Here is a 23,889-nt window from a genome sequence, read left to right as displayed (position 1 = left end):
GCTCGCAGGGTCCGGCCCCGGGTTCGCCGGCCGGTGCCACAATGGACCCCATGAGTTCGCGGGTGGTCGTCCTGGGCTCGACCGGGTCGATCGGCACGCAGGCGCTCGACGTCGTGCGAGCCAATCCGGACCGGTTCGACATGGTGGCGCTGGCCGCCGGAGGCGCCGATCCGGCGACCCTGGCGTCCCAGGCGCTGGAGTTCGGCGTGGAGCTGGTCGCCGTGGCCAATGCCACCGCCGCGCAGGACGTGCAGCTCGCGCTGTACGCCGAGGCGCAGCGACGCGGCTGGTCGGCGGGGGAGTACCAGCTGCCGCGGCTCGTGGCCGGGCCCGAGGCCGCCGTCCAGGCCGCGCGGGTGCCCGCCGACACCGTCCTGAACGGCATGACCGGTGCCGTGGGCCTGATGCCCACGCTGGCCGCCCTCGAGACCGGCGCCACGCTCGCGCTGGCCAACAAGGAGTCGCTCATCATCGGCGGCGAGCTCGTGCTCGACGCCGCGAAGCCAGGCCAGCTCGTGCCCGTCGACTCCGAGCACTCGGCCCTCGCACAGGCACTGCGCGGCGAGGATCCCGAGGACGTGCGCCGGCTCGTGCTCACCGCCAGCGGCGGCCCGTTCCGTGGCCGCTCGCGCGACGAGCTCCTCGACGTCACGCCCGAGCAGGCGTCCGCCCACCCCACGTGGGACATGGGCCCGGTCATCACGATCAACTCCGCCACGCTGGTGAACAAGGGCCTCGAGGTCATCGAGGCGCACCTGCTGTTCGGCATCGACTACGACCGCATCGACGTCGTCGTGCACCCGACCTCGGTCGTGCACTCGATGGTCGAGTTCGTCGACGGCTCCACGATGGCCCAGGCCTCGCCGCCCGACATGCGCCTGCCGATCGCACTCGGGCTCTCGTGGCCGCGTCGTGTCCCCGGCGCGGTGCCGGCCTGCGACTGGACGTCGCCCACCGCCTGGGAGTTCTTCCCGCTCGACGACGAGGCGTTCCCCGCGATCCGCGTGGCCCGCCGCGCCGGCGCCTTCGGACGCACCGCCCCCGCCGTGTTCAACGCCGCGAACGAGGTCTGCGTCGACGCGTTCATGGCCGGCGACCTCGACTTCCTCGGCATCGTCGACACGGTGGCCGAGATCGTCGACGACCACCTCACCGACCCTGACGCCGCCGCTGGCGACCTCTCCGTCGAGCGCGTCCTCGAGGCCGACGCGCGTGCTCGTGAGCGCGCCCGTGAGGTCGTCGCCGCCCGAGCACAGGCGGTCCGCCGATGATGTACGCGCTGGGAGTCATCGTCTTCCTGATCGGCGTCGCGGTCTCGATCGCGCTGCACGAGGTCGGGCACATGTGGCCCGCGAAGAAGTTCGGCGTCAAGGTCACGCAGTTCTTCGTCGGCTTCGGCCGCACCGTGTGGTCGGTCAAGCGCGGCGAGACCGAGTACGGCCTCAAGGCCATCCCGCTCGGCGGCTTCGTCAAGCTCGTCGGCATGCTCCCGCCCGAGCGCGAGGAGCGCGACCACGACGGCCACCTTGTCGTCCGCTCGTCCAACACCGGCCTGTTCACGCAGATGGCCACCGACGCCCGCGCGGCCGAGTATGAGGACGTCGATCCCGCCGACGAGGACCGCCTGTTCTACCGCAAGCCCTGGTGGCAGAAGGTCATCGTGATGGCCGGCGGACCCACGGTGAACCTGCTGATCGCCACCGTGCTGTTCGCGATCTCGTTCATGGCGTTCGGCGTGCCGACGCCGACCACCACCGTCGGTCAGGTGTCGGACTGTGCGATCACCGATGCCGAGGTGGGCCGTGCGTGCACCGACGCCGACCCGGTGACTCCCGCGCGGCAGGCCGGCCTCGAGACCGGCGACGTGCTCACCACGTTCAACGGCGAGCCGCTCGACGACTGGACCGAGGTCACCACGCTGATCCGCCGCAACGGCGACCGCGAGGCCACGATCGGCTTCGAGCGCGACGGCGCCGAGCGCGAGGTCACCGTGAACACCTCGGTGCTGGCGCGGGCCTCGGTCGACGACCCCGAGCGCGTCGAGAACGTGGGCTTCCTCGGCGTCTCGCCCACCTTCGTCAACGAGCGCCAGGGACCCGTCTTCGTCATCGACCAGATGGGGGAGATGATCGGCGCCACCGCCAACGCGCTGGTCCACCTGCCCGCGCGCATGGTCGACGTCGCGAAGGCCGCCGTCGGTGCCGAGCGCGACGCCGAGGGCCCCGTCAGCGTCGTCGGCGCCAGCCGGGTGGCCGGCGAGCTCGTCACGTACAACGACCCCACGTGGGGCGAGCGCGCGCAGCGCATCATCGGCCTGCTGGCGAGCCTCAACCTGTTCCTGTGGCTGTTCAACCTCATCCCGCTGCTGCCGCTCGACGGCGGGCACATCGCCGGGGCGCTCTGGGAGCAGCTGCGCCGCGTGTTCGCCCGCCTGCGGGGCAAGCCGGATCCCGGTTTCGTGGACGTCGCGAAGATGCTGCCGGTCGCCTATGGGGTTGGGCTCGTCCTTATAGTCATGGGTGTGGTCTTGATCTACGCGGACATCGTCAATCCGGTGAGGCTCTCGTGACCGGGGTCGACCTCGGGATGCCCGAGGGCCCGCCGCCGGTGCTGGCTCCTCGCCGGCCCACGCGCAAGATCAAGGTCGGCACCGTCGACGTCGGTGGCGACGCCCCGATCTCGGTGCAGTCGATGACCACCACGCTGACCTCCGACGTGAACTCCACGCTCCAGCAGATCGCCGAGCTCACCGCCGCGGGCTGCGACATCGTGCGCGTCGCATGCCCCAGCCAGGACGACGCCGACGCGCTGCCCGACATCGCGCGCAAGTCGCAGATCCCGGTCATCGCCGACATCCACTTCCAGCCGAAGTACGTCTTCGCCGCGATCGACGCCGGCTGCGCCGCCGTGCGCGTCAACCCGGGCAACATCCGCAAGTTCGACGACCAGGTCGGCGCGATCGCCAAGGCGGCCAAGGACGCCGGCGTCTCACTGCGCATCGGCGTCAACGCGGGCTCGCTCGACAAGCGCCTGCTCGAGAAGTACGGCAAGGCCACGCCCGAGGCGCTGGTCGAGTCCGCCGTCTGGGAGGCCTCGCTGTTCGAGGAGCACGACTTCCACGACTTCAAGATCTCGGTCAAGCACAACGACCCCGTCGTCATGGTGCGTGCCTACGAGCTGCTCGCCGAGCGCGGCGACTGGCCGCTGCACCTGGGCGTCACCGAGGCCGGTCCCGCGTTCCAGGGCACGATCAAGAGCGCCACGGCGTTCGGCGCGCTGCTCAGCAAGGGCATCGGCGACACGATCCGCGTCTCCCTCTCGGCCCCGCCGGTCGAGGAGGTCAAGGTCGGCATCCAGATCCTCCAGTCGCTCAACCTGCGCCCGCGCAAGCTCGAGATCGTCTCGTGCCCGTCGTGCGGCCGCGCCCAGGTTGACGTCTACACGCTCGCCGAGCAGGTCACCGCGGGGCTCGACGGCCTCGAGGTCCCGCTGCGCGTCGCGGTCATGGGCTGCGTCGTCAACGGACCGGGGGAGGCCCGCGAAGCCGACCTCGGCGTCGCCTCGGGCAACGGCAAGGGCCAGATCTTCGTCAAGGGCGAGGTCATCAAGACCGTCCCCGAGAGTCAGATCGTCGAGACCCTCATCGACGAGGCGATGCGCATCGCCGAGACGATGGAGCCGGTCGAGGGCGGTTCGGCCTCGGTCTCCGTGTCCTGACTCCGAGTTGCACCCGAAGCCCCGCGGGTAGTCTGGGTCACATGACCGAGGTGTGCGATCCGCCTGCCGCGACGTCCTCCTACGTGAGGCCGCTGGGACGCGCCGACCTCGAGCTCATCCACGAGGTGCTCGACCGCGAGCCGCTCGTCGACATGTTCGTCCGCCACCGCGTGGACTCCACGCGGCTCGACCGGCGCTGGTTCGGTGCCGAGCTCTGGGGCTACTTCGAGGACGGCCAGGCCGTCTCGCTGCTGCACGTGGGCGCCAACGTCGTCCCGGCCCAGGCCACGCCCGCGGCGATCGAGGCCTTCAGTGAGCGCCTGCTGACGCACGGCCACAAGCCCAGCTCGCTGGTCGGGACCGCCTCGACGGTGCTGCCACTGTGGGACCGGGTGAAGCACGAGTGGGGCCCGGCGCGCTCGCCCCGCCCGTCGCAGCCGTTCATGGTGCTCAAGCACGACAGCGACGTGCCGCTCGACCCGCGGGTGCGCCCGGTCCGGATCGACCAGGTCGACACGCTGTACCCGGCATGCGTCGCGATGTTCACCGAGGAGGTCGGGGTCCACCCCGAGTCGGTGGGCTCGCCGAGCGGCTACCGCGCCCGCGTCACGCAGCTCGTGTCGATGGGCTGGTCGTACGCGATCATCGAGGACGACACGGTGCTGTTCAAGACCGAGGTCGGCGCAGCGACGGACACCGGGTGCCAGCTGCAGGGTGTGTGGGTGCACCCCGAGCTGCGCGGCACCGGCGTGGCCGCGCCGGCCCTCGCCTCCGTGATCCGCCAGGTGCGTCGCGCGGTGGCGCCCGCGGTCACCCTCTACGTCAACGAGCACAACACCCCCGCCCGCCGCACGTACGAGCGTGTCGGCTTCCGCCAGGTCGAGACGTTCGCCTCGATCCTGCTCTGAGAGGCATCATGTCCCGTCGCACCGACCTGGCGCTCGTCGCCGTCCCGTTCGCCGTCTCCGGCGTCATCCACCTCGTCCGTCCGCAGGTCTTCGAGCGGATCGTGCCGCGCTTCCTGCCGCGCCACCGCGAGATCGTCCTCGCGTCGGGCGTCGCCGAGCTGGTCTGCGCGGCCGCGGTGATCGCACCTCCCACGCGCCGCGTCGGCGCGCTCGCATCCGCGGGTCTGCTGGCGGCCGTGTTCCCGGCGAACGTGCAGATGGCGGTCGACGTCGTCGGCAGCCGCCGGACCTCCCCGGCGTTCAAGGCCGGAGTCCTGGCGCGCCTGCCGCTGCAGTGGCCGCTGATCCGCGCGGCGCTCAACCTCGCGCGCTCCTCCTGAGCCCGTCGGGCGGTCACGTCGCCCGTCGTGCCAGCCGATAGCCTCGTGCCATGCGCATGAGCCAGCTCTTCCTCCGTACCCTGCGCGACGATCCCGCCGATGCCGAGGTCCCGAGCCACAAGCTGCTCGTCCGCGCCGGCTACGTGCGTCGCGTCGCGCCCGGCATCTACTCGTGGCTGCCGCTGGGCCTGCGGGTGCTGGCGAAGGTCGAGGCGATCGTCCGCGAGGAGATGGCCTCCATCGGCGGCCAGGAGGTGCGCTTCCCGGCGCTGCTGCCGCGCGATCCCTACGAGGCCACCGACCGCTGGACCGAGTACGGCGACAACCTCTTCCGGCTCAAGGACCGTCGCGGCAACGACATGCTGCTCGGCCCCACGCACGAGGAGATGTTCACGCTGCTGGTGAAGGACACGTTCTCGTCCTACAAGGACCTGCCCGCGATCCTCTACCAGGTCCAGACGAAGTACCGCGACGAGGCGCGTCCGCGCGCCGGCATCCTGCGCGGCCGCGAGTTCATCATGAAGGACTCGTACTCCTTCGACGTGAGCGACGAGGGCCTCGAGGCGGCCTACCAGGCGCACCGCGCCGCCTACATCCGCATCTTCGATCGTCTTGGCTTCGACTACGTCATCGTCCAGGCCGACTCCGGCGCCATGGGCGGCTCGGCGAGCGAGGAGTTCCTCGTGGTCTCCGAGACCGGCGAGGACACGTTCGTGCGCTCGCCCGGCGGCTACGCGGCCAACGTCGAGGCCGTCACCACGGTCGTGCCCGACGCGATCGCCTTCGAGGGCCTGCCCGCGGCGCACGTCGAGGACACGCCCGACACCCCGACGATCGAGACGCTCGTCGCCCACGCCAACGAGAAGCACCCGCGCCAGGACCGGCCCTGGACCGCGGCCGACACGCTCAAGAACGTGCTCGTCATGCTGCGCCACCCCGACGGCTCCACCGAGCCGCTCGCGATCGGCGTCCCCGGCGACCGCGAGGTCGACGCGAAGCGCCTCGAGACGCAGGTGGCGCCCGCCGAGGTCGAGCCGTTCGACGAGGCCGCGTTCGCGCAGCACCCGGGCCTCGTGAAGGGCTACATCGGCCCCGCGGCGCTGGGCGCCGAGAGCACCACGGGCATCCGCTACCTGACCGACCCCCGCGTCGTCGACGGCACCAGCTGGATCACCGGCGCCAACGAGCCCGGCCGGCACGTCTTCGACCTCGTCGCGGGCCGCGACTTCGCCTCCGACGGCACGATCGAGGCCGCCGAGGTGCGCGCGGGCGATCCCGCGCCCGACGGCTCGGGCCCGCTCGAGCTGGCGCGCGGCATGGAGATGGGCCACATCTTCCAGCTCGGCCGCAAGTACGCCGAGCGGCTGGGCCTGCAGGTGCTCGACGAGAACGGCAAGCTCGTCACGGTCACGATGGGCTCGTACGGCGTCGGCGTCTCGCGCGCCGTGGCCGCGGTCGTCGAGGGCTCCTACGACGACGCCGGCATCGTGTGGCCGAAGGAGGTCGCGCCCTTCGACGTCCACCTCGTGGTGGCTGGCAAGGATCCCGCCCTGTTCGAGGCGGCCGACGGCCTCGTCGCCGAGCTCGAGACGGCCGGCTTCGACGTGCTCTACGACGACCGCCCGAAGATGTCGCCGGGCGTGAAGTTCAAGGACGCCGAGCTGATCGGCGTGCCGACGATCGTCGTCGTGGGCAAGGGCCTGGCCGACGGCGTCGTCGAGGTCAAGGACCGCGCCACCGGCGAGCGTCGCGACGTCCCCGCCGGCGAGCTCGCCACGGTCCTCGCCGACCACGCCTGACCACCGCTCCGCGGCGCCAGATCTGTAGCGCTATCCACGCTTTTTCGGCCTGAACGCCGCGAAAGCGGTGGATACCGCTACAGATCTCGCTCGCCGGAGGCGAGGGGGTCAGTCGAGGCCGGGGAAGGGCTCGGGGGCGGCGCCCCAGCGGACCTGGGCGAGGGCGGCGGCGCGCAGGCCGCGGACGGCGCGGTCGCGCGCCCGGTCGCTCGTGGGCCCGACGAGTCGCACGCAGGCGGCGGCGATGCGAGCCTCAACATCGCGCACCAGCGAACGGGCGGCACTCGCGTCGCGAGGATCGGCGACGTCGTAGGAGGGCTGGGTCGCGACGGGCGTCCCACCGAGGTCCGTGACGGCGTCGGCGAGCCGGTCGCGTGTGGTCTCGTGAGCCGGCAGGGCGTCCTGCGCGGCCTCCTCGAGCGCGGGGAAGCGCGCCCCGACGAGCGCGAGCACCCAGATCGCCTCGTGCTCGAGCGCCAGCCACTGCTGCGTCAGGCGCAGCTCGGTCGCGGTGCTCACGCCAGCGTCACCGCCTGCGCGAGACCCGCGGACATCGACGCCAGCACCTGGGCGAAGTCGGGGGAGATCGCGGCACGCGCGTCGGTGGCGCGGTGGCCCACGGCCGTGCGCAGCACCTCGGCGAGGTCGCCGGTCCCGGTGCTCGTGCCCGGGGTCGCGCCGAGCTGCTCCAGCTGGGCCGAGACCAGGGTCACGACCTCCGGGTTCGCGGCGCCACGCGCGACGGCCAGCACGCGCTGCTGGTCCTCGACGACGGCCTTCATGAGCGAGGTGTCCTCGGGGCGGGGGAGCGGCTTGGGCGTGGCGCCCACGGCCCGCAGCGCGTCGTCGAAGGTGTCGGTGACGAACAGTCCGGCCAGGCCGACCGCGGCACCGCCGGCGGCGGCGATGACGACGCGTCGGCTGCTCACGACCGCAGACTACCGACCTCGACCTCTTCGGTAGGGTGGGGCAGTACGGATGACAACTGAACAGGAGCACCCGATGACCACCCCCACCCCGGAACGGATCTCGAGTCTCCTCGAACCCGTCACCACCTCCCTCGGACTGGACCTCGACGAGGTCGAGCTGCTGGGCAAGGGCGAGCGCCGTCGCCTCCTGATCGCCGTCGACCGCGACGGCGGCGTCGACATCGACACCATCGCCGCGGCCACCCGCGCCATCTCCGCCGCGCTCGACGACTCCGACGTCATGGGCGAGAGCCCGTACACGCTCGAGGTCGCGTCGCGCGGCGTCGACCGTCCCCTCGTCGAGGCCCGCCACTGGCGTCGCAACGCCGGCCGCGTCGTGGCCGTCGAGCTGACCGACGGCGAGCGCTTCGAGGCCCGCGTGGGCGAGAGCGACGCCACGGGCGTCGACCTGGCCGCCAAGGGCGACACCACCCGCTTCCCGTACGACGAGATCGTCAAGGCCGTCGTGCAGATCGAGCTGAACCGGAAGGACGTCTGATGGACATCGACATGTCCGCGCTGCGGATGCTGGAGCGCGAGAAGGGCATCAGCTTCGACCTCGTCGTCGACGCGATCGAGACCGCCCTGCTCTCGGCGTACCACAAGACCTCGGGCGCCCAGCAGCACGCGCGCGTCGAGCTGGACCGCAAGAGCGGCCACGTCACGGTCTGGGCGCGCGAGCGTCTCGAGACCCCGCCGTCCGAGGACGGCGAGACGCCCCCCGCCACGTTCACGGAGGAGTTCGACGACACCCCCGAGGACTTCGGCCGGTTCGCCGCGTCCGTCGCGCGTCAGCTGATCATGCAGCGCATCCGCGACGTCGAGGACGAGCGCAAGTTCGGCGAGTTCTCCGGCAAGGTCGGCGACATCGTCTCCGGCGTGATCCAGCAGGGTCGCTCGCCGGGCGACGTCTACATCGACCTCGGCTCGATCGAGGCCGTGCTGCCGCTGAACGAGCGCGTGCCCGAGGAGCGCTACGCGCACGGCGAGCGCATCAAGGCCTACGTCTACGAGGTCGAGCGCGGCCTGCGCGGTCCGCGCGTCAAGGTCTCGCGCACCCACCCCAACCTGGTGAAGCTGCTGTTCGCGCTCGAGTCGCCCGAGATCGCCGACGGCTCGGTCGAGATCGCGGCCATCGCCCGCGAGGCCGGGCACCGCACCAAGATCGCCGTGCGCGCCACCGCGGCCGGCGTGAACCCCAAGGGCGCCTGCATCGGCCCCATGGGCCAGCGCGTCCGCGCCGTGATGACCGAGCTGCACGGCGAGAAGATCGACATCGTCGACTTCAGCGAGAGCCCGGCCGAGTTCATCGCCTACGCCCTGTCGCCGGCGCAGGTGAAGGGCGTCACGATCGTCGACGAGGCCACGCGCTCCGCGCGCGTCGTCGTGCCCGACTTCCAGCTCTCGCTGGCGATCGGCAAGGAGGGCCAGAACGCCCGTCTCGCAGCGAAGCTGACGGGCTGGCGCATCGACATCCGACCCGACACGGCACCCACGCCGGGTGGCGATTCGGCGTCGCCTCGGTAGAGCCGCTAGACTTGACGATGGTGATTCGTACGTGCGTCGGTTGTCGGCAGCGTGCGGAGAAGTCCACTCTGGTGAGAGTCGTCGCCGGAAGGAGCGCCACGGGAGTCACCGTGGAGCCCGACCCAGACGGCACTCGACCGGGCCGCGGAGCGCATCTGCACCCCGCGGAACGGTGCCTGCAACTCGCCCTCGACCGGCGGGCGTTCGTCAGGGCCCTTCGACTCGAAGGCTCCCCGGACACCGACGCCCTGGCCACCTGGGTGCGCGACGAGGTCCAGCGCAGACCCTGACCACTGCGGCACCGACCGGTGTCGCTCGAAACGGAAATCGGAGCACACGCTCATGAGCACTCGATGAGTACTGCGCAATGAAGATGCACCGCGCAATGAGCCTGTACGTCTACAACTGATCCGTGCCTCCTTCGGGGCCGGATCCCTGAAGGAGAAGAGTGGCCGTAAGAGTCCACGAGCTCGCCCGCGAGCTCGGTGTTGAGAGCAAGGTCGTCCTGTCCACCCTCAAGGAGATGGGCGAGTACGTGAAGTCGGCGTCCTCCACCGTCGAGGCGCCGGTCGTGCGCCGTCTGAAGGAGGAGCACGGCGACCGCCTGCGCGAGCAGGGTTCGAAGAAGGCTGCCAAGAAGGCCCCGGCGAAGAAGCCCGAGGCCCCGCAGGCGCCCGAGAGCACCACCCCCGAGTCCACGCCCGTCGAGGTCGCCGCATCGCCGGCCGCCCCGGCGGCGCCTGCTGCGCCGAAGCCGGGTCCGGCTCCGGCGCCCAAGCCGGCGGCACCCGCCCCGGCCGCGAAGCCCACCCCGGCACCCCAGCAGCCGTCGGCCCCCGAGGCCCCGGCCGCTGCCGCCGCGGAGGCTCCCGCCCCCGCGCCGTCGCGCACCCCCGGTCCCCGTCCGGGACCGGCGGCCCCGCGCCCCGGCCAGGCCGGCGGCCTGCCCACCAGCGGTGGTCCCCGTCCGGGTCCGCGCACGCCGGCGGCCCGCCCGGGCAACAACCCGTTCTCGTCCAAGCAGGGCATGCAGCAGGAGCGCGCACCGCGTCCGCCTGCGGCCCGTGAGGGCGGCGGCGCCCCGGCTCGTCCGGGCATGCCCCGTCCCAACCCGGCGATGATGCCCAAGCAGTCCTCGGTCGGCCCCGCCCGTCCCGGCGCGCGTCCCGGACCCGGCGGTCGCGCCGGTGGTCCCGGTCGTCCCGGTGGCGGCGGTCGTCCCGGCGGCGGTGGCGGCGGAGCCCGTCCCGGCGGCTTCAGTGGCCCTCCCGGTGGCGGTCGCCCCGGCGGTCCCGGCCGCAACCAGCGCGGCGGCACCCAGGGTGCCTTCGGTCGCGCCGGTGGTCCGGTGCGTCGTGGACGCAAGAGCAAGCGCGCGAAGCGTCAAGAGTTCGACCAGATGCAGGCGCCGTCGATCGGCGGCGTGCGCGTCCGCAAGGGCGACGGCCAGGTCGTGCGCCTGGCCCGTGGCGCCTCGCTGACCGACTTCGCCGACAAGGTCGGCGTCGACGCGGCATCGCTCGTCCAGGTGCTGTTCCACATGGGCGAGATGGTCACCGCGACGCAGTCGGTCAACGACGACACGCTCCAGCTGCTCGGCGAGGAGCTGAACTACGACGTCCAGGTCGTCTCGCCCGAGGACGAGGACCGCGAGCTGCTCGAGTCGTTCTCGCTGGAGTTCGGCGAGGACGCCGGCGACGAGAGCGATCTGGCGGCCCGTCCGCCGGTCGTCACCGTCATGGGTCACGTCGACCACGGCAAGACGAAGCTGCTCGACGCGCTGCGCAAGGCCAACGTCGCGGCCAAGGAGGCCGGCGGCATCACGCAGTCGATCGGCGCCTACCAGGTCACGACCGAGGTCGACGGCAACGAGCGTGCGATCACGTTCATCGACACCCCGGGTCACGAGGCGTTCACCGCCATGCGTGCCCGTGGTGCCCAGGCCACCGACATCGCGATCCTCGTGGTCGCGGCCGACGACGGCGTCATGCCGCAGACGGTCGAGGCGCTCAACCACGCCAAGGCCGCCGGTGTGCCGATCGTCGTCGCGGTCAACAAGATCGACAAGCCGGGTGCGGACCCGTCCAAGGTCCGTGGCCAGCTGACCGAGTACGGCCTGGTGCCCGAGGAGTACGGCGGCGACACGATGTTCGTCGACGTCTCGGCCAAGGCCGAGCAGGGTCTCGACACCCTGCTCGAGTCGATCGTGCTGACCGCCGACGCCGAGCTCGACCTGCGCGCCAACCCGGCGCAGAAGGCCGAGGGCCTGGCGATCGAGGCGCACCTCGACCGTGGTCGTGGCCCCGTGGCCACCGTCCTCGTCCAGCGCGGCACCCTGCGTGTCGGCGACTCGCTCGTGGCGGGTCCGGCCTTCGGCCGCGTCCGCGCCATGCTCGACGAGTTCGGCGACAACATCGAGGAGGCGACCCCGTCGCGTCCGGCGCTCGTGCTCGGCCTCACGGCCGTGCCCGGCGCGGGTGACAACTTCATGGTGGTCGAGGACGATCGCATCGCCCGTCAGATCGCCGAGAAGCGCGAGGCGCGCGAGCGCAACGCCCTCCTGGCCAAGCGCTCGGGTCGCCGCACCCTCGAGGACTTCATGTCCTCGATGGAGAAGGGCGAGACGGACGAGCTCCTGCTCATCCTCAAGGGCGACGGCGCCGGCTCGGTGGAGGCCCTCGAGGACTCGCTGGCCGGCATCGAGATCGGCGACGAGGTCGCACTGCGGGTCATCGACCGTGGTGTCGGCGCGATCACCGAGACCGACGTCAACCTGGCGGCGGCGTCCAACGCGGTCATCATCGGCTACAACGTCCGGCCCCAGGGCAAGGCGACCGAGCTGGCCGACCGCGAGGGTGTCGAGATCAAGTACTACTCGGTCATCTACCAGGCCATCGAGGAGATCGAGAGCGCGCTCAAGGGCATGCTCAAGCCGATCTACGAGGAGCAGCAGCTCGGCACCGCCGAGATCCGCGACATCTTCAAGTCCTCGAAGGTCAAGGGCGGCAACATCGCCGGCTGCATGGTCACCAGTGGCTCGATCCGACGCAACGCCAAGGTGCGCATCGTCCGCGACGGCTCCGTCGTGGCCGACAACCTCGACGTGCTGTCGCTGCGCCGTGAGAAGGACGACGCGTCCGAGGTCCGCGAGGGCTTCGAGTGCGGTGTCGTGGTCTCGTACTCCGACATCAAGCTCGGCGACGTGATCGAGGCCTTCGAGCTGGTCGAGAAGAAGCGGGACTGACGATGGCGAGTCCTCGTCAGGCCAAGAAGTCCGATCGGATCAAGGAGATCGTGGCGACGATGCTCGAGCGGCGGGTCAAGGACCCGCGGCTCGGCTTCGTCACCATCACCGACGTGCGGCTGACCGGCGACGGTCAGCACGCCTCGATCTTCTACACCGTGATGGGCGACGAGACCGCTCGTGCGGAGACGGCCGCGGCGCTGGTCAGCGCCACCGGCCTGATCCGCTCCGAGGTCGGCAAGCAGCTCGGCGCTCGGCACACGCCGTCGCTGGAGTTCTTCCTGGACTCCGTCCCCGAGACGGCCCGCGAGATCGAGGACCTGCTGGCGAAGGCCCGTGAGTCCGACGCGCGGGTCGCCGAGCAGGCCCAGGGCGCCGCGTACGCCGGCGACGCCGACCCGTACAAGCAGCGCGAGGACGAGGACGAGTCCACTGAGCAGTGAGGTTCCGCGGTCGCGGCACGGCTCGCCCCAGGGCGAGCGCCGTGCCGCGACCACGGAGTCCGGTCTCGTGGTCGTCGACAAGCCGATCGACTGGACGTCGCACGACGTCGTCGGTCGGATGCGCCGGCTCGCCGGCACGCGCAAGGTCGGCCACGCCGGCACGCTCGACCCGATGGCCACGGGTGTCCTCGTGATCGGCGTCAACCGCGCCACGCGCCTGCTCGGGCACGTGGCGGGCGCCGACAAGGAGTACCTCGCCACGATCGCGCTCGGCGCGACCACCGTCACCGACGACGCGCAGGGTGACGAGACCTCCGTCGCCGACGCCTCGGCCCTGACGATCGACGACGTCCGCACGGCCATGCTGCCGCTGACGGGGGCGATCGAGCAGGTGCCGTCGTCGGTGTCGGCGATCAAGGTCGACGGCCAGCGCGCGTACGCGCGCGTGCGGTCGGGCGAGCAGGTCGAGCTCAAGGCGCGACCCGTCGTCGTCTCGGCGTTCGAGCTGCTCGAGTTCGAGCCGGGGGAGCGGGCCGTCGCCCGCGTCCGCGTGGAGTGCTCGAGCGGCACGTACGTCCGCGCGCTCGCGCGCGACCTCGGTGCCGCCCTCGGCGTGGGTGGTCACCTCACGAGCCTGCGACGCACGCGCGTCGGCGGCTTCACGCTCGACCAGGCGCGCACCCTCGACCAGCTGGGGGACCACTTCGAGATGGTCGGCCTCGACGATGCGGCGCGTGCCGCGTTCACCGCGGTCGAGCTCGACGAGGACCAGGCGCGCGACGTCCGGTACGGCCGCGCGCTTCCCGGCCTCTCCGTCCCTGCGGGCAAGCCGGTGGCGATGTTCGCGCCCGACGGCACCTTCCTCGCGTTGTACGAGGCCGCGGGCTCCGGGGCGCGCCCGGTCGCGGTCTTCGTGTGAGACCACCTAGGCTGAGCGCCATGTCGCTCCGGTCGTCCCACCCCCGCGGTTGGCTCCGCCGGTTCCTCCTCGGTGCCCTCCTCGTCCAGGTCGGCGCCGTCGTCTCGCTCATGACGGCGACGTCGGTGCGCAAGCGTCTGCGCGGCAAGGGCACCGAGCCGCTGCCGCGCGTCGAGGCCGACCACTTCACCATCGGCGGCGGCAACGAGGTCCAGGTCTACGTCTCGGGCGAGGCCCTCTACGACGACATGCTGGCCGCCATCGCCGGGGCGCGGAAGCGCGTCCTGCTGGAGTCCTACATCATCAAGGCCGACGCGATGGGCCGTCGCTTCCGCGCGGCGCTGCGCGAGGCGGCCGACCGTGGCGTCGAGGTCTGCGTGGTCTACGACGGCTTCGCGAACCTCGTCGTGCCGCCGAGCTTCTTCCGCTTCGGCCACGGGGTCCGCATGATGCGGTACCCGATCCTGCCGCACCGGCTGGCGTTCTTCAGCCCGCGCGCATGGGGCCGCAACCACCGCAAGATCCTCGTCGTCGACGACACGATCGGCTTCGTCGGCGGGTACAACATCGGCAGTCTCTACGCCGACGAGTGGCGCGACACGCACGTGGCGGTGACGGGACCCTCGGTGTGGGACCTGGAGAACGCGTTCATCGACTTCTGGAACGACGTCCGCCCGCACGAGAGCATGACGTCCCTGACGGAGTCCACGTGGGACCCGCACGTGCGTGCGCACCGCAACGTGCCGCGGCAGCTGATCTACCCGATCCGCGGGATGTACCTCGAGGCGATCGACCGCGCGACCGAGACGATCGAGATCACGCAGGCGTACTTCATCCCCGACCAGAACATCCTGCAGGCGCTCATCGACGCCAGCCGCCGCGGCGTGCAGGTGCGCATCCTCGTGCCGAAGGTCTCGAACCACGTGGTCGCCGACTTCGTCGCCCGCGGCTACTTCGGTCCGCTGCTCGACGCCGGCGTGGAGATCCTGCGCTACAGCGACCACATGGTGCACGCGAAGACGATGACGGTCGACGGCGAGTGGTCCACGATCGGCACGGCCAACATCGACCGGCTGAGCCTCACGGGCAACTACGAGATCAACCTCGAGATCCTCGACGAGGGCCTCGCCAAGGGCATGCGCCGCATCTTCGAGCGCGACGCCGAGAGCGCCCAGGTCCTCGACGCCGAGACCTGGCGCGAGCGCCCCACGATCGCCCGCCTCTACGAGCGCCTCATGCGCCCCTGGCGGCCGCTGGTGTGATCCCTGCGGCGTTCATGAGAGTCCTCTCACGAACGTCTCACGGAGGCTTCACGGCCGGGCCCGAGAGTGGAGGCAACGACACTCGAGGAGGATGCATGAACAACCTAGTGCGCACCGGCATCGCGACCCTGGCCGGAACGATCGCCCTGACGACCGGAGGCGTCGTCGTGGCGCAGGCGGCCGTGGGAGGCACGACCGACCCGGCCAAGCGGGAGGACGCCACCAGCAGCGTGGTGACCACCGTGGACGACGAGCCCACGCCGGATCCCGATCCCACGACCGACCCCACCGTCGACCCGACGCAGAACACGCTGAAGACGACCGTGTCGGCGCAGACGACCTCGGCGACCGCCGGGGCCGACGACCCGACGGCCAACACGGTGCAGTCGCGCCAGACGGTGCAGTCGCGTCAGACGGTCCAGACCCGCCCGAGCGCCCCGTCGCGTCAGACGGTGCAGACGAAGCAGTCGCGCGCGAGCGCGCCGTCCAAGCAGACGGCGCCGAGCAAGCAGACCGTCGCGTCGAAGCAGTCCGCCAACACGCGCGGCACCAACTGATGCCCACCCCCGCAGCGTCCGGCACCCCGGCGGCACACCTGCCGCCGGGGCTCGTCGGGCTCTCCGAGCTCGGCGGCGGCGTCCACCACGAGGTGTGGCTCGCGTACGACGAGTCGCGCCTGGCGCCCGTCGTCGTGAAGATCCTGCGGCCCGAGCTGGTCGGCGACCCCGACGCGGTGGCGAGCACGCTGCGCGAGATCGAGGTGCTGTCGCAACTGGCGCACCCGTCGATCGTGCGGCTCTACGACTTCGACGACGGCGCCGAGCGCCCGTACCTCGTCCAGGAGCATCTCGACGGCCCCACGCTGTCGGCCCTCATCTTCCGCGACGGCCCGGTGCAGCTGCACCAGCTGCTGCCGCTCGCGCTCGAGCTCGCCGGCGGAGTGCACTACCTGCACGCCCGCGGCCTCCTGCACCTCGACGTGAAGCCCAGCAACGTCATCATGGGCGCCCCCGCGAAGCTCATCGACCTCAGCCTCGCGCTGGACCTCGACACCGCCGCCGCGCTGGACTACCCGGTCGGCAGCGACGAGTACATGCCGCCCGAGCAGTGCGACCCGGCCGCGCACGGGCCCATCGGTCCGGCCGCCGACGTCTGGTCGATCGGCGCCACGCTGTACCGCGCGGCGGTCGGCCACCGCGCGTGGCGCTTCGGCGGCGACGACCGCTGGCCCCAGCTCACGACGGCACCCGCTCCGATGCCGGACTTCGTCCCCGCGCCCGTGCGCGACCTCGTGATGGAGTGCCTCGCGTTCGACCCCGCCGCCCGGCCCACGACGGTCGAGCTGGTGGAGCGGATCGAGCCCCTGCTCGCGGCGCTGCCCTCGGCGCGCCTCGCGGGCTTCAGCCTGCGTCGCTGAGCGTGCTCAGCCGGCCCGGTAGCCGACGCCACGCACCGTGGTGACGAGCTCCGGGCCGAGCTTCTTGCGCAGGTACCCGACGTAGACGTCGACGATGTTCGAGCCGGGGTCGAAGTCGTACCCCCACACGTGCGAGAGCAGCTGCTCGCGCGACAGCGCCTGGCCGCGGTGGCGCAGCAGCACCTCGGCGAGGGCGAACTCCCGCGCCGACAGGTCGACCTCGCGGTCGCCGACGTACGCGCGCCGGCTGCGGACGTCGAGTCGCACGTCGCCGGCCGACAGGTCCTCGCTCACGACCGTCTCGGTGGTGGTGCGCAGCCGCAGCCGCACCCGCGCGACCAGCTCGGCGAAGCGGAACGGCTTGCTCATGTAGTCGGCGGCGCCGCCCTCGAGCGCCGCGACCGTGTCGGTGACGGAGTCGCGCGCCGTGAGGACGATGACCGGGAGCGTCGAGCGCTCCTCGCGCAGCCGCCGCAGGACGGTGTAGCCGTCCATGCCGGGCAGGCCGATGTCGAGCACGATGAGGTCGAACTCGCCGCTGAGCGCGTAGTCGAGCCCCGTGATCCCGTCAGCTACGACGGTGGGCGTGAAGCCCTCGGAGCGCAGCCCCTTGGCGACGAAGGAGGCGATGCGCTCCTCGTCCTCGACCACCAGGATCCGGCTCATGTCACCGATCCTGCACCCTCGGCAGGCGCAGCCGGAACACGGCCCCCGAGCCGCTGGGTGGATCGTCGAGGACCACCGTGCCGCCGTGCGCCTCGGCGATGGCGCTCACGATCGACAGGCCCAGGCCGAAGCCGTCGTGCGAGCCGGTCGTCGTGAAGCGGTCGAAGATCTCGTCCCGCAACTCGGGCGGCACGCCGGGTCCGGTGTCCGCGACCCAGAGCTCGACCGTCGTCGACGTCGCACCGGAGCCGATCGTGATGGTGTCGCCGTCCTGCGTGTGGCGCACGGCGTTGTCGGCGAACTGGAGCAGCGCCTGCGTGATGCGCTGGCCGTCGAGCATGGCCTCGCCCACGGCCGAGAGGTCGGTGCGCCAGTCGCGGTCGGCGAGCGCGCGCGAGCGGGCAACGACGCCCTCGCCCAGCGTCTGCAGGTCGACCGGCTCGAGTCGGATGAAGTCGGGCCGCCGTGCCTTGGCGAGCACGAGCAGCTCGTCCACGAGCCGCGACATGCGGTCGATCTCGTCGAGCAGCAGCGCCTTCGTCTCGTCGACCTCGGCCCGGTCGTCCGGGTCCATGAGCTCGATGTGGCCGCGCAGGACCGTCAACGGCGTGCGCAGCTCGTGTCCGGCGTCGTCGAGCATCTGCCGCTGGGTGGAGAAGGCCGCCTCCAGCCGGTCGAGCATGTCGTTGAAGGTGACCTGGAGGTCCGTGAGGTCGTCGTGGCCGGTGACCTCGAGCCGCTCGTCGAGCGAGCCCGCGCTGATGTCGCGGGCGGTGTCGCGCAGCCGGCTGAGCGGCTGGAGCAGCCGGCCGGCGAGCCAGGACGACGCCGCCAGCACCACGACGAGCGCGAGCAGGCCGACGAGCGCGTAGGTGATGAGCAGGTCGTTGAGCTGCTCGGTGGCCTCCGTGCGGTCGCGCGTCACGACGAGCGCCGCGGCGGCGTCGCCCTGCTGCACCGGGAGCACGCCCACGCGATAGCGCTCGCCGCCGGCGGTGAAGTCGCGCAGGCCCCCCGTCGCGCGCAGGTCCTCCACGAGCGCGGAGAACCGGGGCGAGTCGAGCAGGTTGCGGTCGGCGTCGCCGATGTAGGACGGCCCGCCCGTCGTGGGGAACATCCACACGATCTCGCCGTCGTCCGGCAGGGTGCGAGCCAGGAACTCCGACAGCCGGGCGTCGGCGCCGACACTCGGCTCGGTGGCGAACGCGGTGCGGAACTCGGCGAACTCCTGGCTGATGGCGGCGTCGATGCTCTGGTCGATCCGGCGTGACTCGACGACCCACATCGAGACGCCGGCGGCCAGCAGCGCGGCTCCGACGAGCAGCCCGATCGCGGCGATCAGGCGACTGCGGACGGAGAACGTGGGCCGGGCCGGCCTCACCACGCCCGGCTCCGCCCGCGCGACTCAGTCGTCGTCATCGGGGTCGTCACGGTCGTCGGGGTCATCGTCGTCATCATCGTCGTCGTCCACCCGGCGCGGTGAGGGCTTCACCTGGCTGGGCTCGGGCTGCGTCGGCTTCGCGGTGGTCGGCGTGGGGCTGGGGGTCGGGCTGGGCGGGGGCGTCGGGTCGACGGTCTCGCTCACGGCGGAGGGGTCGATGACGACCGGCTCGACCGTGCCGTCGGATCCCTGCGCCGGGCTCAGCCGGCCGACGAGCACGCCCCCGAGGACGAGGACGACGGCGCCGAGCAGGCCGGCGACGAGCAGGGAGCGGGGGGACATGCTCCCATTCTCGCGGTTCCGACGCCGATTCGAATGAGGTCTCGATGAGAATCCGTGCCCGCTCACCGGAACGCCGGGGCGCGCGGCGGCGGGTCGACGGCGCCCTTGCGCAGCATCGGCAGCACGCGGGCCGGCACGAGCTCGGACAGCACGATCACACTGCTCGTGCGGGCCACGGAGCCCGAGCCGCTGATGTGCAGCAGCGTGTCCTTGAGGTCCTCGTGCGAGGTGGCGGCGATCTTGCAGACGATGTCGGCATCTCCGCTGGTGATGAACGCCTCCAGCACGTTGGGCAGCGACTCGAGCTCCTCGGTGACGTCGGCGATCGAGCCCTGCACGATCTGCAGGGTCACGAAGGCCTGCACGGGGTGGCCGGCGGCGGCGAGGTCGATGTCGGGGGCGTAGCCGGTGATGACGCCGGCCTCCTCCATCTTGCGCAGTCGGGACTGCACGGTCGCTCGGGCGACGCCGAGGAGGCGCGACAGCTCGAGGTCGCCGACACGGGGGTGGGTGTGCATCGCGTCGATCAGCGCGACGTCCAATCGGTCCAACATGACCTGAGCCTAGCAATCTGCCCAGTTCGCGACCGTCTTTCCTGCGCGACATGGCACCTCTGACCACCTCGACATGAGCCGGTTGCCCACTCGGCCCCATGGGTGTGTCCTGAGTCACATGAGCCTCGACCTCACCGATGCCGAACGCCTCGCCCACCTCGACCTCGAGCAGCTCCAGCAGCTCGTCGGACTCGTCGAGCACGACCCCTCCACCGACCCCTTCCCGGTGACCGGCTGGGACGCGATCGTGTGGAACGTCGGCAACGCCACGCAGTCGGCGCACTTCTTCATGTCGGCCTACCGGATGGACCTCGTGGCCTACTCCGGCCCCGAGACCGGCAACCGCGACCACCACGCCTTCGTGCTGGCCAGCGGCGCCGTCCGCTTCGTGCTGAAGGGAGGCGTCGACCCCGAGAGCCCGGTGCTGGACCACCACCGCCGGCACGGCGACGGCATCGTCGACATCGCCCTCGAGGTGCCCGACGTCGACACGTGCGTCGAGCAGGCGCGGCGGCAGGGCGCGACGATCCTCGAGGAGCCCCACGACGTCAGCGACGAGCACGGCACCGTGCGGATGGCCGCGATCGCCGCCTACGGCGAGACCCGCCACTCGCTGGTCGACCGCAGCCGCTACTCCGGTCCGTACCTGCCGGGCTACGTCGAGCGGACGTCCACGATGAAGCGTCCCGAGGGCGCGCCGAAGCGCATCTTCCAGGCGCTCGACCACGTCGTCGGCAACGTCGAGCTGGGCCACATGGACGAGTGGGTCGACTTCTACAACCGGGTCATGGGCTTCACCAACATGGCCGAGTTCGTCGGCGACGACATCGCCACGGAGTACAGCGCCCTGATGAGCAAGGTGGTCGCCAGCGGCAACCACCGCGTGAAGTTCCCGCTGAACGAGCCCGCGATGGGCAAGAAGAAGTCGCAGATCGACGAGTACCTTGAGTTCTACGGCGGCCCGGGCGCCCAGCACCTGGCACTGGCCACGAACGACATCCTCGCGACGGTCGACTGGCTGCGCGACGCCGGCGTCCAGTTCCTCGACACGCCCGACTCGTACTACACCGATCCCGCCCTGCGGGAGCGCATCGGCGAGGTCCGCGTGCCCATCGAGGAGCTCCAGCGGCGCGGCATCCTCGTCGATCGTGACGAGGACGGCTACCTGCTGCAGATCTTCACCAAGCCCGTCGGCGACCGCCCCACGGTGTTCTTCGAGCTCATCGAGCGCCACGGGTCGCTGGGCTTCGGCAAGGGCAACTTCCAGGCGCTGTTCGAGGCCATCGAGCGCGAGCAGGCCCGGCGAGGGAACTTCTAGGACGGTCGGACATGGCCCACTACCGCAGCGCCGGGCTCGTCCCGCCGAAGCGTCACACCCAGCACCGGGCGCCCGACGGCTCCCTCTACCGCGAGGAGCTGATGGGGGAGGAGGGCTTCAGCTCGGACTCGTCCCTGCTCTACCACGTGGGCGTGCCCTCGGCGATCGTCGAGGCGCGCACGTGGCAGCTGCCCGACCAGGCGACGACGCCGAACGAGCCCCTGCTCCCGCGGCACCTCAGGCTGCACGACCTGTTCCGTGACGCCGAGCGCGACCTCGTGCGCGGCCGGCGGCTCGTGCTGGGCAACGGCGACGTGCGGATCTCGTACGCCGTGGGCGCCGAGACCTCACCGCTCTACCGCAACGCCACGGGCGACGAGTGCGTCTTCATCGAGGCGGGCAGCGGCGTGCTGGAGACGGTGTTCGGACACCTCGCGTTCGGGCCCGGTGACTACCTGCTGGTGCCGCGCGCAACCACGCACCGCTGGGTGCCCGATGGCCCGGTCCGCGCCTACTGCATCGAGGCGAACAGCCACATCGGCCCGCCGAAGCGCTACCTGTCGCGGTTCGGTCAGCTGCTGGAGCACGCGCCCTACTGTGAGCGCGACCTGCGCGGACCCGGACAGCCCGAGGTGCGCGACGAGACCGACGTCGAGGTCTACGTGAAGCACCGCGGATCGGGACCCGGCGGGCTCACGGGGTCGGTGCACGTCGTGCCGCGGCATCCGTTCGACGTCGTCGGCTGGGACGGCTGCCTGTACCCCTACGCGTTCAACGTGGCCGACTTCGAGCCGATCACGGGCCGCATCCACCAGCCGCCGCCGGTGCACCAGGTGTTCGAGGGGAACAACTTCGTCATCTGCAACTTCGTTCCCCGCAAGGTCGACTACCACCCGCTGGCCATCCCGGTGCCGTACTACCACTCGAACGTCGACTCCGACGAGATCATGTTCTACGTCGACGGGGACTACGAGGCGCGCAAGGGCTCGGGCATCGGCAAGGGCTCGATCTCGGTGCACCCGGGAGGTCACTCGCACGGCCCGCAGCCGTCGGCGATCGAGGCGAGCCTGGGCGCGGAGTCCTTCGACGAGCTCGCCGTCATGGTGGACACGTTCCGGCCGCTCGAGCTGGGGGAGGGCGGCCGCGCCGTGGACGACGGCGTCTACCACCTGTCGTGGGGGCGGTCGTGACGACGACGTTCGACGCGTTCCTCGACGACGCCGCGATCTTCCCGCCGGGCAACGCGCCGGTGGACGTCGCCGTCAAGGACCACTTGGCGCGTACCGGTCGCGGCGACGGCGTGCACGTGGGACCGCTCGTGTGCGACGTCGAACGGCTGCCCGGGGTGCTCGACGCCGCGGTCCGTCCGGTGCAGGTCTCGGTGGTGGGCACGGCCGAGGAGCTCGTGCCGGCGCTCCGGTCGCTGATGGGCTCGACGGTCGAGCCGGTCGCGGCGGAGGTGCGCGGGCCGATCCACCTCCTGCCCGACCTGCCGGTGCGCCAGATCGCGGTCGAGATGCCGTGGGGAGCGGGGTTCCGTGTTCCTCCGGGGGCGGTGCTGAAGCTGCGCTGCGGGGGCGCGTACGTGCCGACCCCGGAGGAGCTCGGGACCGCGATCGTCCACTGCGTCGAGCACGGCCGCCCGTTCAAGCTGACGGCGGGCCTGCACGCGGCGATCGCGCACGACGGCGCCCACGGTTTCGTCAACGTCATGGCGGCGGTCGTCGCGGCGGACCGCGGTCAGGACCCCGTCCCGGTGCTCACCGCGGCGGCCGACGACCTCGACCTCGAGTCACTGGGGGAGTCGCGCCGGCTGTTCCGCTCGGTGGGCACGTGCAGCATCGACGAGCCGCTCGGCCACCTGCGCGCGCTGGGCCTGCTGCGATGACGGACTTCGGGACGACCACGCTGCCGTACTGCACTTTCACGGCCGACGACCTCGACGGGCCGCGCGTGGGTGTCGGCGTCGGCGAGGGCGTGCTGGACCTGACGGGCCTCGCCCCGTCCCTGCTGCCGGACCTCGCCCACCTGTTCGCCACGGGCACGCTGGACGCGCTGCTGGCGGCCGACCGCGAGACGTGGTCGACCGTCCGGGCCGCGCTGCTCCACCACGTCGCGGGCTCCCCGGAGGTGCGCGACGGGTCGGGCGTCGAGCTCCGCCTGCCGTTCACCGTGGCCGATTACGTGGACTTCTACGCCTCACGTCACCACGCGACGAACGTCGGGCGGATCTTCCGCCCCGACGGCGAGCCGCTGACGCCCAACTGGAACCACCTGCCGATCGGCTACCACGGCCGCGCGGGCACGGTCGTCGTCTCGGGCACGCCCATCCGGAGGCCGTCCGGCCAGGTGCGGTCGGCCGATGGTGCCATCTCGTTCGGGCCGAGCGCGAAGCTCGACATCGAGGCCGAGGTCGGCTTCGTGGTCGGCACCGGGACCGCCCTCGGCGAGCCCGTGCCGATCGAACGCGCCGAGGACCACCTCTTCGGCGTCTGCCTCGTCAACGACTGGTCGGCGCGCGACGTCCAGGCCTGGGAGTACGTGCCGCTCGGCCCGTTCCTGGGCAAGTCGTTCGCAACGTCAGTCTCGCCGTGGGTCGTGCCGTGGGAGGCGCTCGCGGACGCCCGGATCGATCCGCCGCCACCCGAGGCCGACCTGCAGGACTACCTGCTGCCGGCGGGACACGGACTGGATCTCGAGCTGACGGTCGCGGTCAACGGCACGGTCGTGGCACGCCCGCCGTTCCGGACGATGGGCTGGACGCCGGCGCAGATGCTGGCGCACCTGACCGTGAACGGCGCCTCGCTGCGGCCGGGCGACCTGTTCGCCTCGGGGACGGTGAGCGGACCGGAGCGCGACCAGGTGGGGTCGCTGCTCGAGCTGACCTGGAACGGGACCGAGCCGCTGCGGCTCGACGACGGCTCCGAGCGCGGCTTCCTGCGCGACGGTGACCGCGTCGTCATCGCGGCGGTGGCCCGCACACACGACGGCCGGACCCTGCAGCTGGGCGAGGTCGAGGGGATCGTGGCCTGAGGGCCACGGGG

General features: G+C 71.6%; 25 protein-coding genes. 19 read left to right on the top strand and 6 right to left on the bottom strand.

Features of this window, described 5'->3' with window-relative positions; genetic code table 11:
• The first annotated feature begins 50 nt into the window (after window positions 1–50).
• Genes dxr through ACK99Q_RS15225 form a run of 6 tightly spaced genes read left to right on the top strand, consistent with a single transcriptional unit; the run spans window position 51 to window position 6,804 of the window.
• Window positions 51–1,271, top strand: a complete 1,221-nt coding sequence (gene dxr / locus ACK99Q_RS15250; protein ID WP_410186950.1) for a 1-deoxy-D-xylulose-5-phosphate reductoisomerase — start codon at window positions 51–53, stop codon at window positions 1,269–1,271.
• Window positions 1,268–2,569 carry a M50 family metallopeptidase gene (locus ACK99Q_RS15245; protein WP_410186949.1) on the top strand — a complete coding sequence of 434 codons (1,302 nt, stop codon included), beginning with the start codon at window positions 1,268–1,270 and terminating at the stop codon, window positions 2,567–2,569. Before dxr ends, ACK99Q_RS15245 begins: the two co-directional genes overlap by 4 nt.
• A 17-nt stretch (window positions 2,570–2,586) precedes the next feature.
• Entirely contained in the window at window positions 2,587–3,717 is a 1,131-nt protein-coding gene (gene ispG / locus ACK99Q_RS15240) for a flavodoxin-dependent (E)-4-hydroxy-3-methylbut-2-enyl-diphosphate synthase (RefSeq protein WP_410187004.1), read from the top strand.
• 41 nt (window positions 3,718–3,758) lie between these two features.
• Window positions 3,759–4,625: a GNAT family N-acetyltransferase gene (locus ACK99Q_RS15235; RefSeq protein WP_410186948.1), complete on the top strand. Its 867-nt coding sequence runs from the start codon at window positions 3,759–3,761 to the stop codon at window positions 4,623–4,625.
• Between the two features lie 8 nt (window positions 4,626–4,633).
• Window positions 4,634–5,005 carry a hypothetical protein gene (locus ACK99Q_RS15230; RefSeq protein ID WP_410186947.1) on the top strand — a complete coding sequence of 124 codons (372 nt, stop codon included), beginning with the start codon at window positions 4,634–4,636 and terminating at the stop codon, window positions 5,003–5,005.
• A gap of 50 nt (window positions 5,006–5,055) precedes the next feature.
• Entirely contained in the window at window positions 5,056–6,804 is a 1,749-nt protein-coding gene (locus tag ACK99Q_RS15225) for a proline--tRNA ligase (RefSeq protein WP_410186946.1), read from the top strand.
• A 108-nt stretch (window positions 6,805–6,912) separates the two neighbouring features.
• Here ACK99Q_RS15225 and ACK99Q_RS15220 read toward each other — a convergent pair whose 3' ends face one another.
• Together ACK99Q_RS15220 and ACK99Q_RS15215 are read right to left on the bottom strand one after the other, a co-directional pair.
• Window positions 6,913–7,323: a DUF4439 domain-containing protein gene (locus tag ACK99Q_RS15220; RefSeq protein WP_410186945.1), complete on the bottom strand. Its 411-nt coding sequence runs from the start codon at window positions 7,321–7,323 to the stop codon at window positions 6,913–6,915.
• Window positions 7,320–7,733 (bottom strand): hypothetical protein, encoded by a 414-nt coding sequence (locus ACK99Q_RS15215; protein WP_410186944.1) that lies wholly within the window; start codon window positions 7,731–7,733, stop codon window positions 7,320–7,322. Before ACK99Q_RS15215 ends, ACK99Q_RS15220 begins: the two co-directional genes overlap by 4 nt.
• A gap of 73 nt (window positions 7,734–7,806) precedes the next feature.
• Here ACK99Q_RS15215 and rimP point away from each other — a divergent pair, with 73 nt between their 5' ends.
• The 9 genes from rimP (at window position 7,807) to ACK99Q_RS15170 (ending at window position 16,584) form a co-directional block, all read left to right on the top strand.
• Window positions 7,807–8,271: a ribosome maturation factor RimP gene (gene rimP / locus ACK99Q_RS15210; protein ID WP_410186943.1), complete on the top strand. Its 465-nt coding sequence runs from the start codon at window positions 7,807–7,809 to the stop codon at window positions 8,269–8,271.
• Complete coding sequence (gene nusA, locus ACK99Q_RS15205; protein WP_410186942.1) at window positions 8,271–9,299, top strand: transcription termination factor NusA; 1,029 nt, start codon at window positions 8,271–8,273, stop codon at window positions 9,297–9,299. Before rimP ends, nusA begins: the two co-directional genes overlap by 1 nt.
• A gap of 17 nt (window positions 9,300–9,316) precedes the next feature.
• Window positions 9,317–9,589 (top strand): YlxR family protein, encoded by a 273-nt coding sequence (locus ACK99Q_RS15200; RefSeq protein WP_410186941.1) that lies wholly within the window; start codon window positions 9,317–9,319, stop codon window positions 9,587–9,589.
• A gap of 158 nt (window positions 9,590–9,747) precedes the next feature.
• A complete protein-coding gene (gene infB / locus ACK99Q_RS15195) occupies window positions 9,748–12,543 on the top strand; it encodes a translation initiation factor IF-2 (RefSeq protein WP_410186940.1) in 2,796 nt (931 codons plus the stop codon).
• Window positions 12,544–12,545: 2 nt separating this feature from the next.
• A complete protein-coding gene (rbfA, locus tag ACK99Q_RS15190) occupies window positions 12,546–12,986 on the top strand; it encodes a 30S ribosome-binding factor RbfA (protein WP_410186939.1) in 441 nt (146 codons plus the stop codon).
• Between the two features lie 67 nt (window positions 12,987–13,053).
• Entirely contained in the window at window positions 13,054–13,905 is an 852-nt protein-coding gene (gene truB, locus ACK99Q_RS15185) for a tRNA pseudouridine(55) synthase TruB (protein ID WP_410186938.1), read from the top strand.
• 20 nt (window positions 13,906–13,925) lie between these two features.
• Window positions 13,926–15,167 carry a phospholipase D-like domain-containing protein gene (locus ACK99Q_RS15180; protein WP_410186937.1) on the top strand — a complete coding sequence of 414 codons (1,242 nt, stop codon included), beginning with the start codon at window positions 13,926–13,928 and terminating at the stop codon, window positions 15,165–15,167.
• A gap of 95 nt (window positions 15,168–15,262) precedes the next feature.
• Window positions 15,263–15,724: a hypothetical protein gene (locus ACK99Q_RS15175; RefSeq protein ID WP_410186936.1), complete on the top strand. Its 462-nt coding sequence runs from the start codon at window positions 15,263–15,265 to the stop codon at window positions 15,722–15,724.
• On the top strand, window positions 15,724–16,584 hold the full coding sequence (locus ACK99Q_RS15170) for a serine/threonine-protein kinase (RefSeq protein WP_410186935.1): 861 nt from the start codon (window positions 15,724–15,726) through the stop codon (window positions 16,582–16,584). The genes ACK99Q_RS15175 and ACK99Q_RS15170 overlap by 1 nt, the downstream gene beginning before the upstream one ends.
• A 6-nt stretch (window positions 16,585–16,590) precedes the next feature.
• On the opposite strand, the gene ACK99Q_RS15165 is transcribed toward ACK99Q_RS15170, so the two are convergent.
• From ACK99Q_RS15165 to ACK99Q_RS15150, 4 genes are all read right to left on the bottom strand, one after another.
• On the bottom strand, window positions 16,591–17,250 hold the full coding sequence (locus tag ACK99Q_RS15165; protein WP_410186934.1) for a response regulator transcription factor: 660 nt from the start codon (window positions 17,248–17,250) through the stop codon (window positions 16,591–16,593).
• Between the two features lies 1 nt (window position 17,251).
• A complete protein-coding gene (locus ACK99Q_RS15160; protein WP_410186933.1) occupies window positions 17,252–18,634 on the bottom strand; it encodes a sensor histidine kinase in 1,383 nt (460 codons plus the stop codon).
• A 21-nt stretch (window positions 18,635–18,655) separates the two neighbouring features.
• Window positions 18,656–18,973: a hypothetical protein gene (locus tag ACK99Q_RS15155; protein WP_410186932.1), complete on the bottom strand. Its 318-nt coding sequence runs from the start codon at window positions 18,971–18,973 to the stop codon at window positions 18,656–18,658.
• 62 nt (window positions 18,974–19,035) lie between these two features.
• Window positions 19,036–19,527 (bottom strand): Lrp/AsnC family transcriptional regulator, encoded by a 492-nt coding sequence (locus tag ACK99Q_RS15150; RefSeq protein ID WP_179425088.1) that lies wholly within the window; start codon window positions 19,525–19,527, stop codon window positions 19,036–19,038.
• 118 nt (window positions 19,528–19,645) lie between these two features.
• On the opposite strand from ACK99Q_RS15150, the gene hppD reads away from it, so the two are divergent.
• Genes hppD through fahA form a run of 4 tightly spaced genes read left to right on the top strand, consistent with a single transcriptional unit; the run spans window position 19,646 to window position 23,878 of the window.
• Entirely contained in the window at window positions 19,646–20,845 is a 1,200-nt protein-coding gene (hppD, locus tag ACK99Q_RS15145; RefSeq protein ID WP_269306488.1) for a 4-hydroxyphenylpyruvate dioxygenase, read from the top strand.
• Between the two features lie 11 nt (window positions 20,846–20,856).
• Entirely contained in the window at window positions 20,857–22,035 is a 1,179-nt protein-coding gene (locus ACK99Q_RS15140; protein ID WP_410186931.1) for a homogentisate 1,2-dioxygenase, read from the top strand.
• A complete protein-coding gene (locus ACK99Q_RS15135) occupies window positions 22,032–22,733 on the top strand; it encodes a hypothetical protein (protein ID WP_410186930.1) in 702 nt (233 codons plus the stop codon). Before ACK99Q_RS15140 ends, ACK99Q_RS15135 begins: the two co-directional genes overlap by 4 nt.
• The gene (fahA, locus tag ACK99Q_RS15130; RefSeq protein WP_410186929.1) at window positions 22,730–23,878 is read left to right on the top strand and encodes a fumarylacetoacetase; all 1,149 of its coding nucleotides are present in this window, start codon (window positions 22,730–22,732) and stop codon (window positions 23,876–23,878) included. Before ACK99Q_RS15135 ends, fahA begins: the two co-directional genes overlap by 4 nt.
• Window positions 23,879–23,889 lie beyond the last annotated feature (11 nt).

The sequence above is a fragment of the Aeromicrobium sp. MLTX1 genome (assembly GCF_046452335.1).
GTDB lineage: Bacteria > Actinomycetota > Actinomycetes > Propionibacteriales > Nocardioidaceae > Aeromicrobium.
Note: the sequence above shows the minus strand (reverse complement) of the source record. Positions and strands in the feature narration are given on the sequence as shown.

What these genes read in the sequence shown, in the direction of transcription:
- ACK99Q_RS15155 (WP_410186932.1), bottom strand. Translation starts at nt 18,973, where the DNA reads ATGTCCCCCCGCTCCCTGCTCGTCGCCGGCCTGCTCGGCGCCGTCGTC.
- ACK99Q_RS15230 (WP_410186947.1), top strand. Translation starts at nt 4,634, where the DNA reads ATGTCCCGTCGCACCGACCTGGCGCTCGTCGCCGTCCCGTTCGCCGTC.
- rimP (WP_410186943.1), top strand. Translation starts at nt 7,807, where the DNA reads ATGACCACCCCCACCCCGGAACGGATCTCGAGTCTCCTCGAACCCGTC.
- dxr (WP_410186950.1), top strand. Translation starts at nt 51, where the DNA reads ATGAGTTCGCGGGTGGTCGTCCTGGGCTCGACCGGGTCGATCGGCACG.
- ACK99Q_RS15165 (WP_410186934.1), bottom strand. Translation starts at nt 17,250, where the DNA reads ATGAGCCGGATCCTGGTGGTCGAGGACGAGGAGCGCATCGCCTCCTTC.
- fahA (WP_410186929.1), top strand. Translation starts at nt 22,730, where the DNA reads ATGACGGACTTCGGGACGACCACGCTGCCGTACTGCACTTTCACGGCC.
- ACK99Q_RS15175 (WP_410186936.1), top strand. Translation starts at nt 15,263, where the DNA reads ATGAACAACCTAGTGCGCACCGGCATCGCGACCCTGGCCGGAACGATC.
- ACK99Q_RS15150 (WP_179425088.1), bottom strand. Translation starts at nt 19,527, where the DNA reads ATGTTGGACCGATTGGACGTCGCGCTGATCGACGCGATGCACACCCAC.
- hppD (WP_269306488.1), top strand. Translation starts at nt 19,646, where the DNA reads ATGAGCCTCGACCTCACCGATGCCGAACGCCTCGCCCACCTCGACCTC.
- ACK99Q_RS15200 (WP_410186941.1), top strand. Translation starts at nt 9,317, where the DNA reads ATGGTGATTCGTACGTGCGTCGGTTGTCGGCAGCGTGCGGAGAAGTCC.
- ispG (WP_410187004.1), top strand. Translation starts at nt 2,587, where the DNA reads ATGCCCGAGGGCCCGCCGCCGGTGCTGGCTCCTCGCCGGCCCACGCGC.
- ACK99Q_RS15180 (WP_410186937.1), top strand. Translation starts at nt 13,926, where the DNA reads ATGTCGCTCCGGTCGTCCCACCCCCGCGGTTGGCTCCGCCGGTTCCTC.
- ACK99Q_RS15140 (WP_410186931.1), top strand. Translation starts at nt 20,857, where the DNA reads ATGGCCCACTACCGCAGCGCCGGGCTCGTCCCGCCGAAGCGTCACACC.
- ACK99Q_RS15170 (WP_410186935.1), top strand. Translation starts at nt 15,724, where the DNA reads ATGCCCACCCCCGCAGCGTCCGGCACCCCGGCGGCACACCTGCCGCCG.
- rbfA (WP_410186939.1), top strand. Translation starts at nt 12,546, where the DNA reads ATGGCGAGTCCTCGTCAGGCCAAGAAGTCCGATCGGATCAAGGAGATC.
- ACK99Q_RS15225 (WP_410186946.1), top strand. Translation starts at nt 5,056, where the DNA reads ATGCGCATGAGCCAGCTCTTCCTCCGTACCCTGCGCGACGATCCCGCC.
- ACK99Q_RS15245 (WP_410186949.1), top strand. Translation starts at nt 1,268, where the DNA reads ATGATGTACGCGCTGGGAGTCATCGTCTTCCTGATCGGCGTCGCGGTC.
- nusA (WP_410186942.1), top strand. Translation starts at nt 8,271, where the DNA reads ATGGACATCGACATGTCCGCGCTGCGGATGCTGGAGCGCGAGAAGGGC.
- ACK99Q_RS15235 (WP_410186948.1), top strand. Translation starts at nt 3,759, where the DNA reads ATGACCGAGGTGTGCGATCCGCCTGCCGCGACGTCCTCCTACGTGAGG.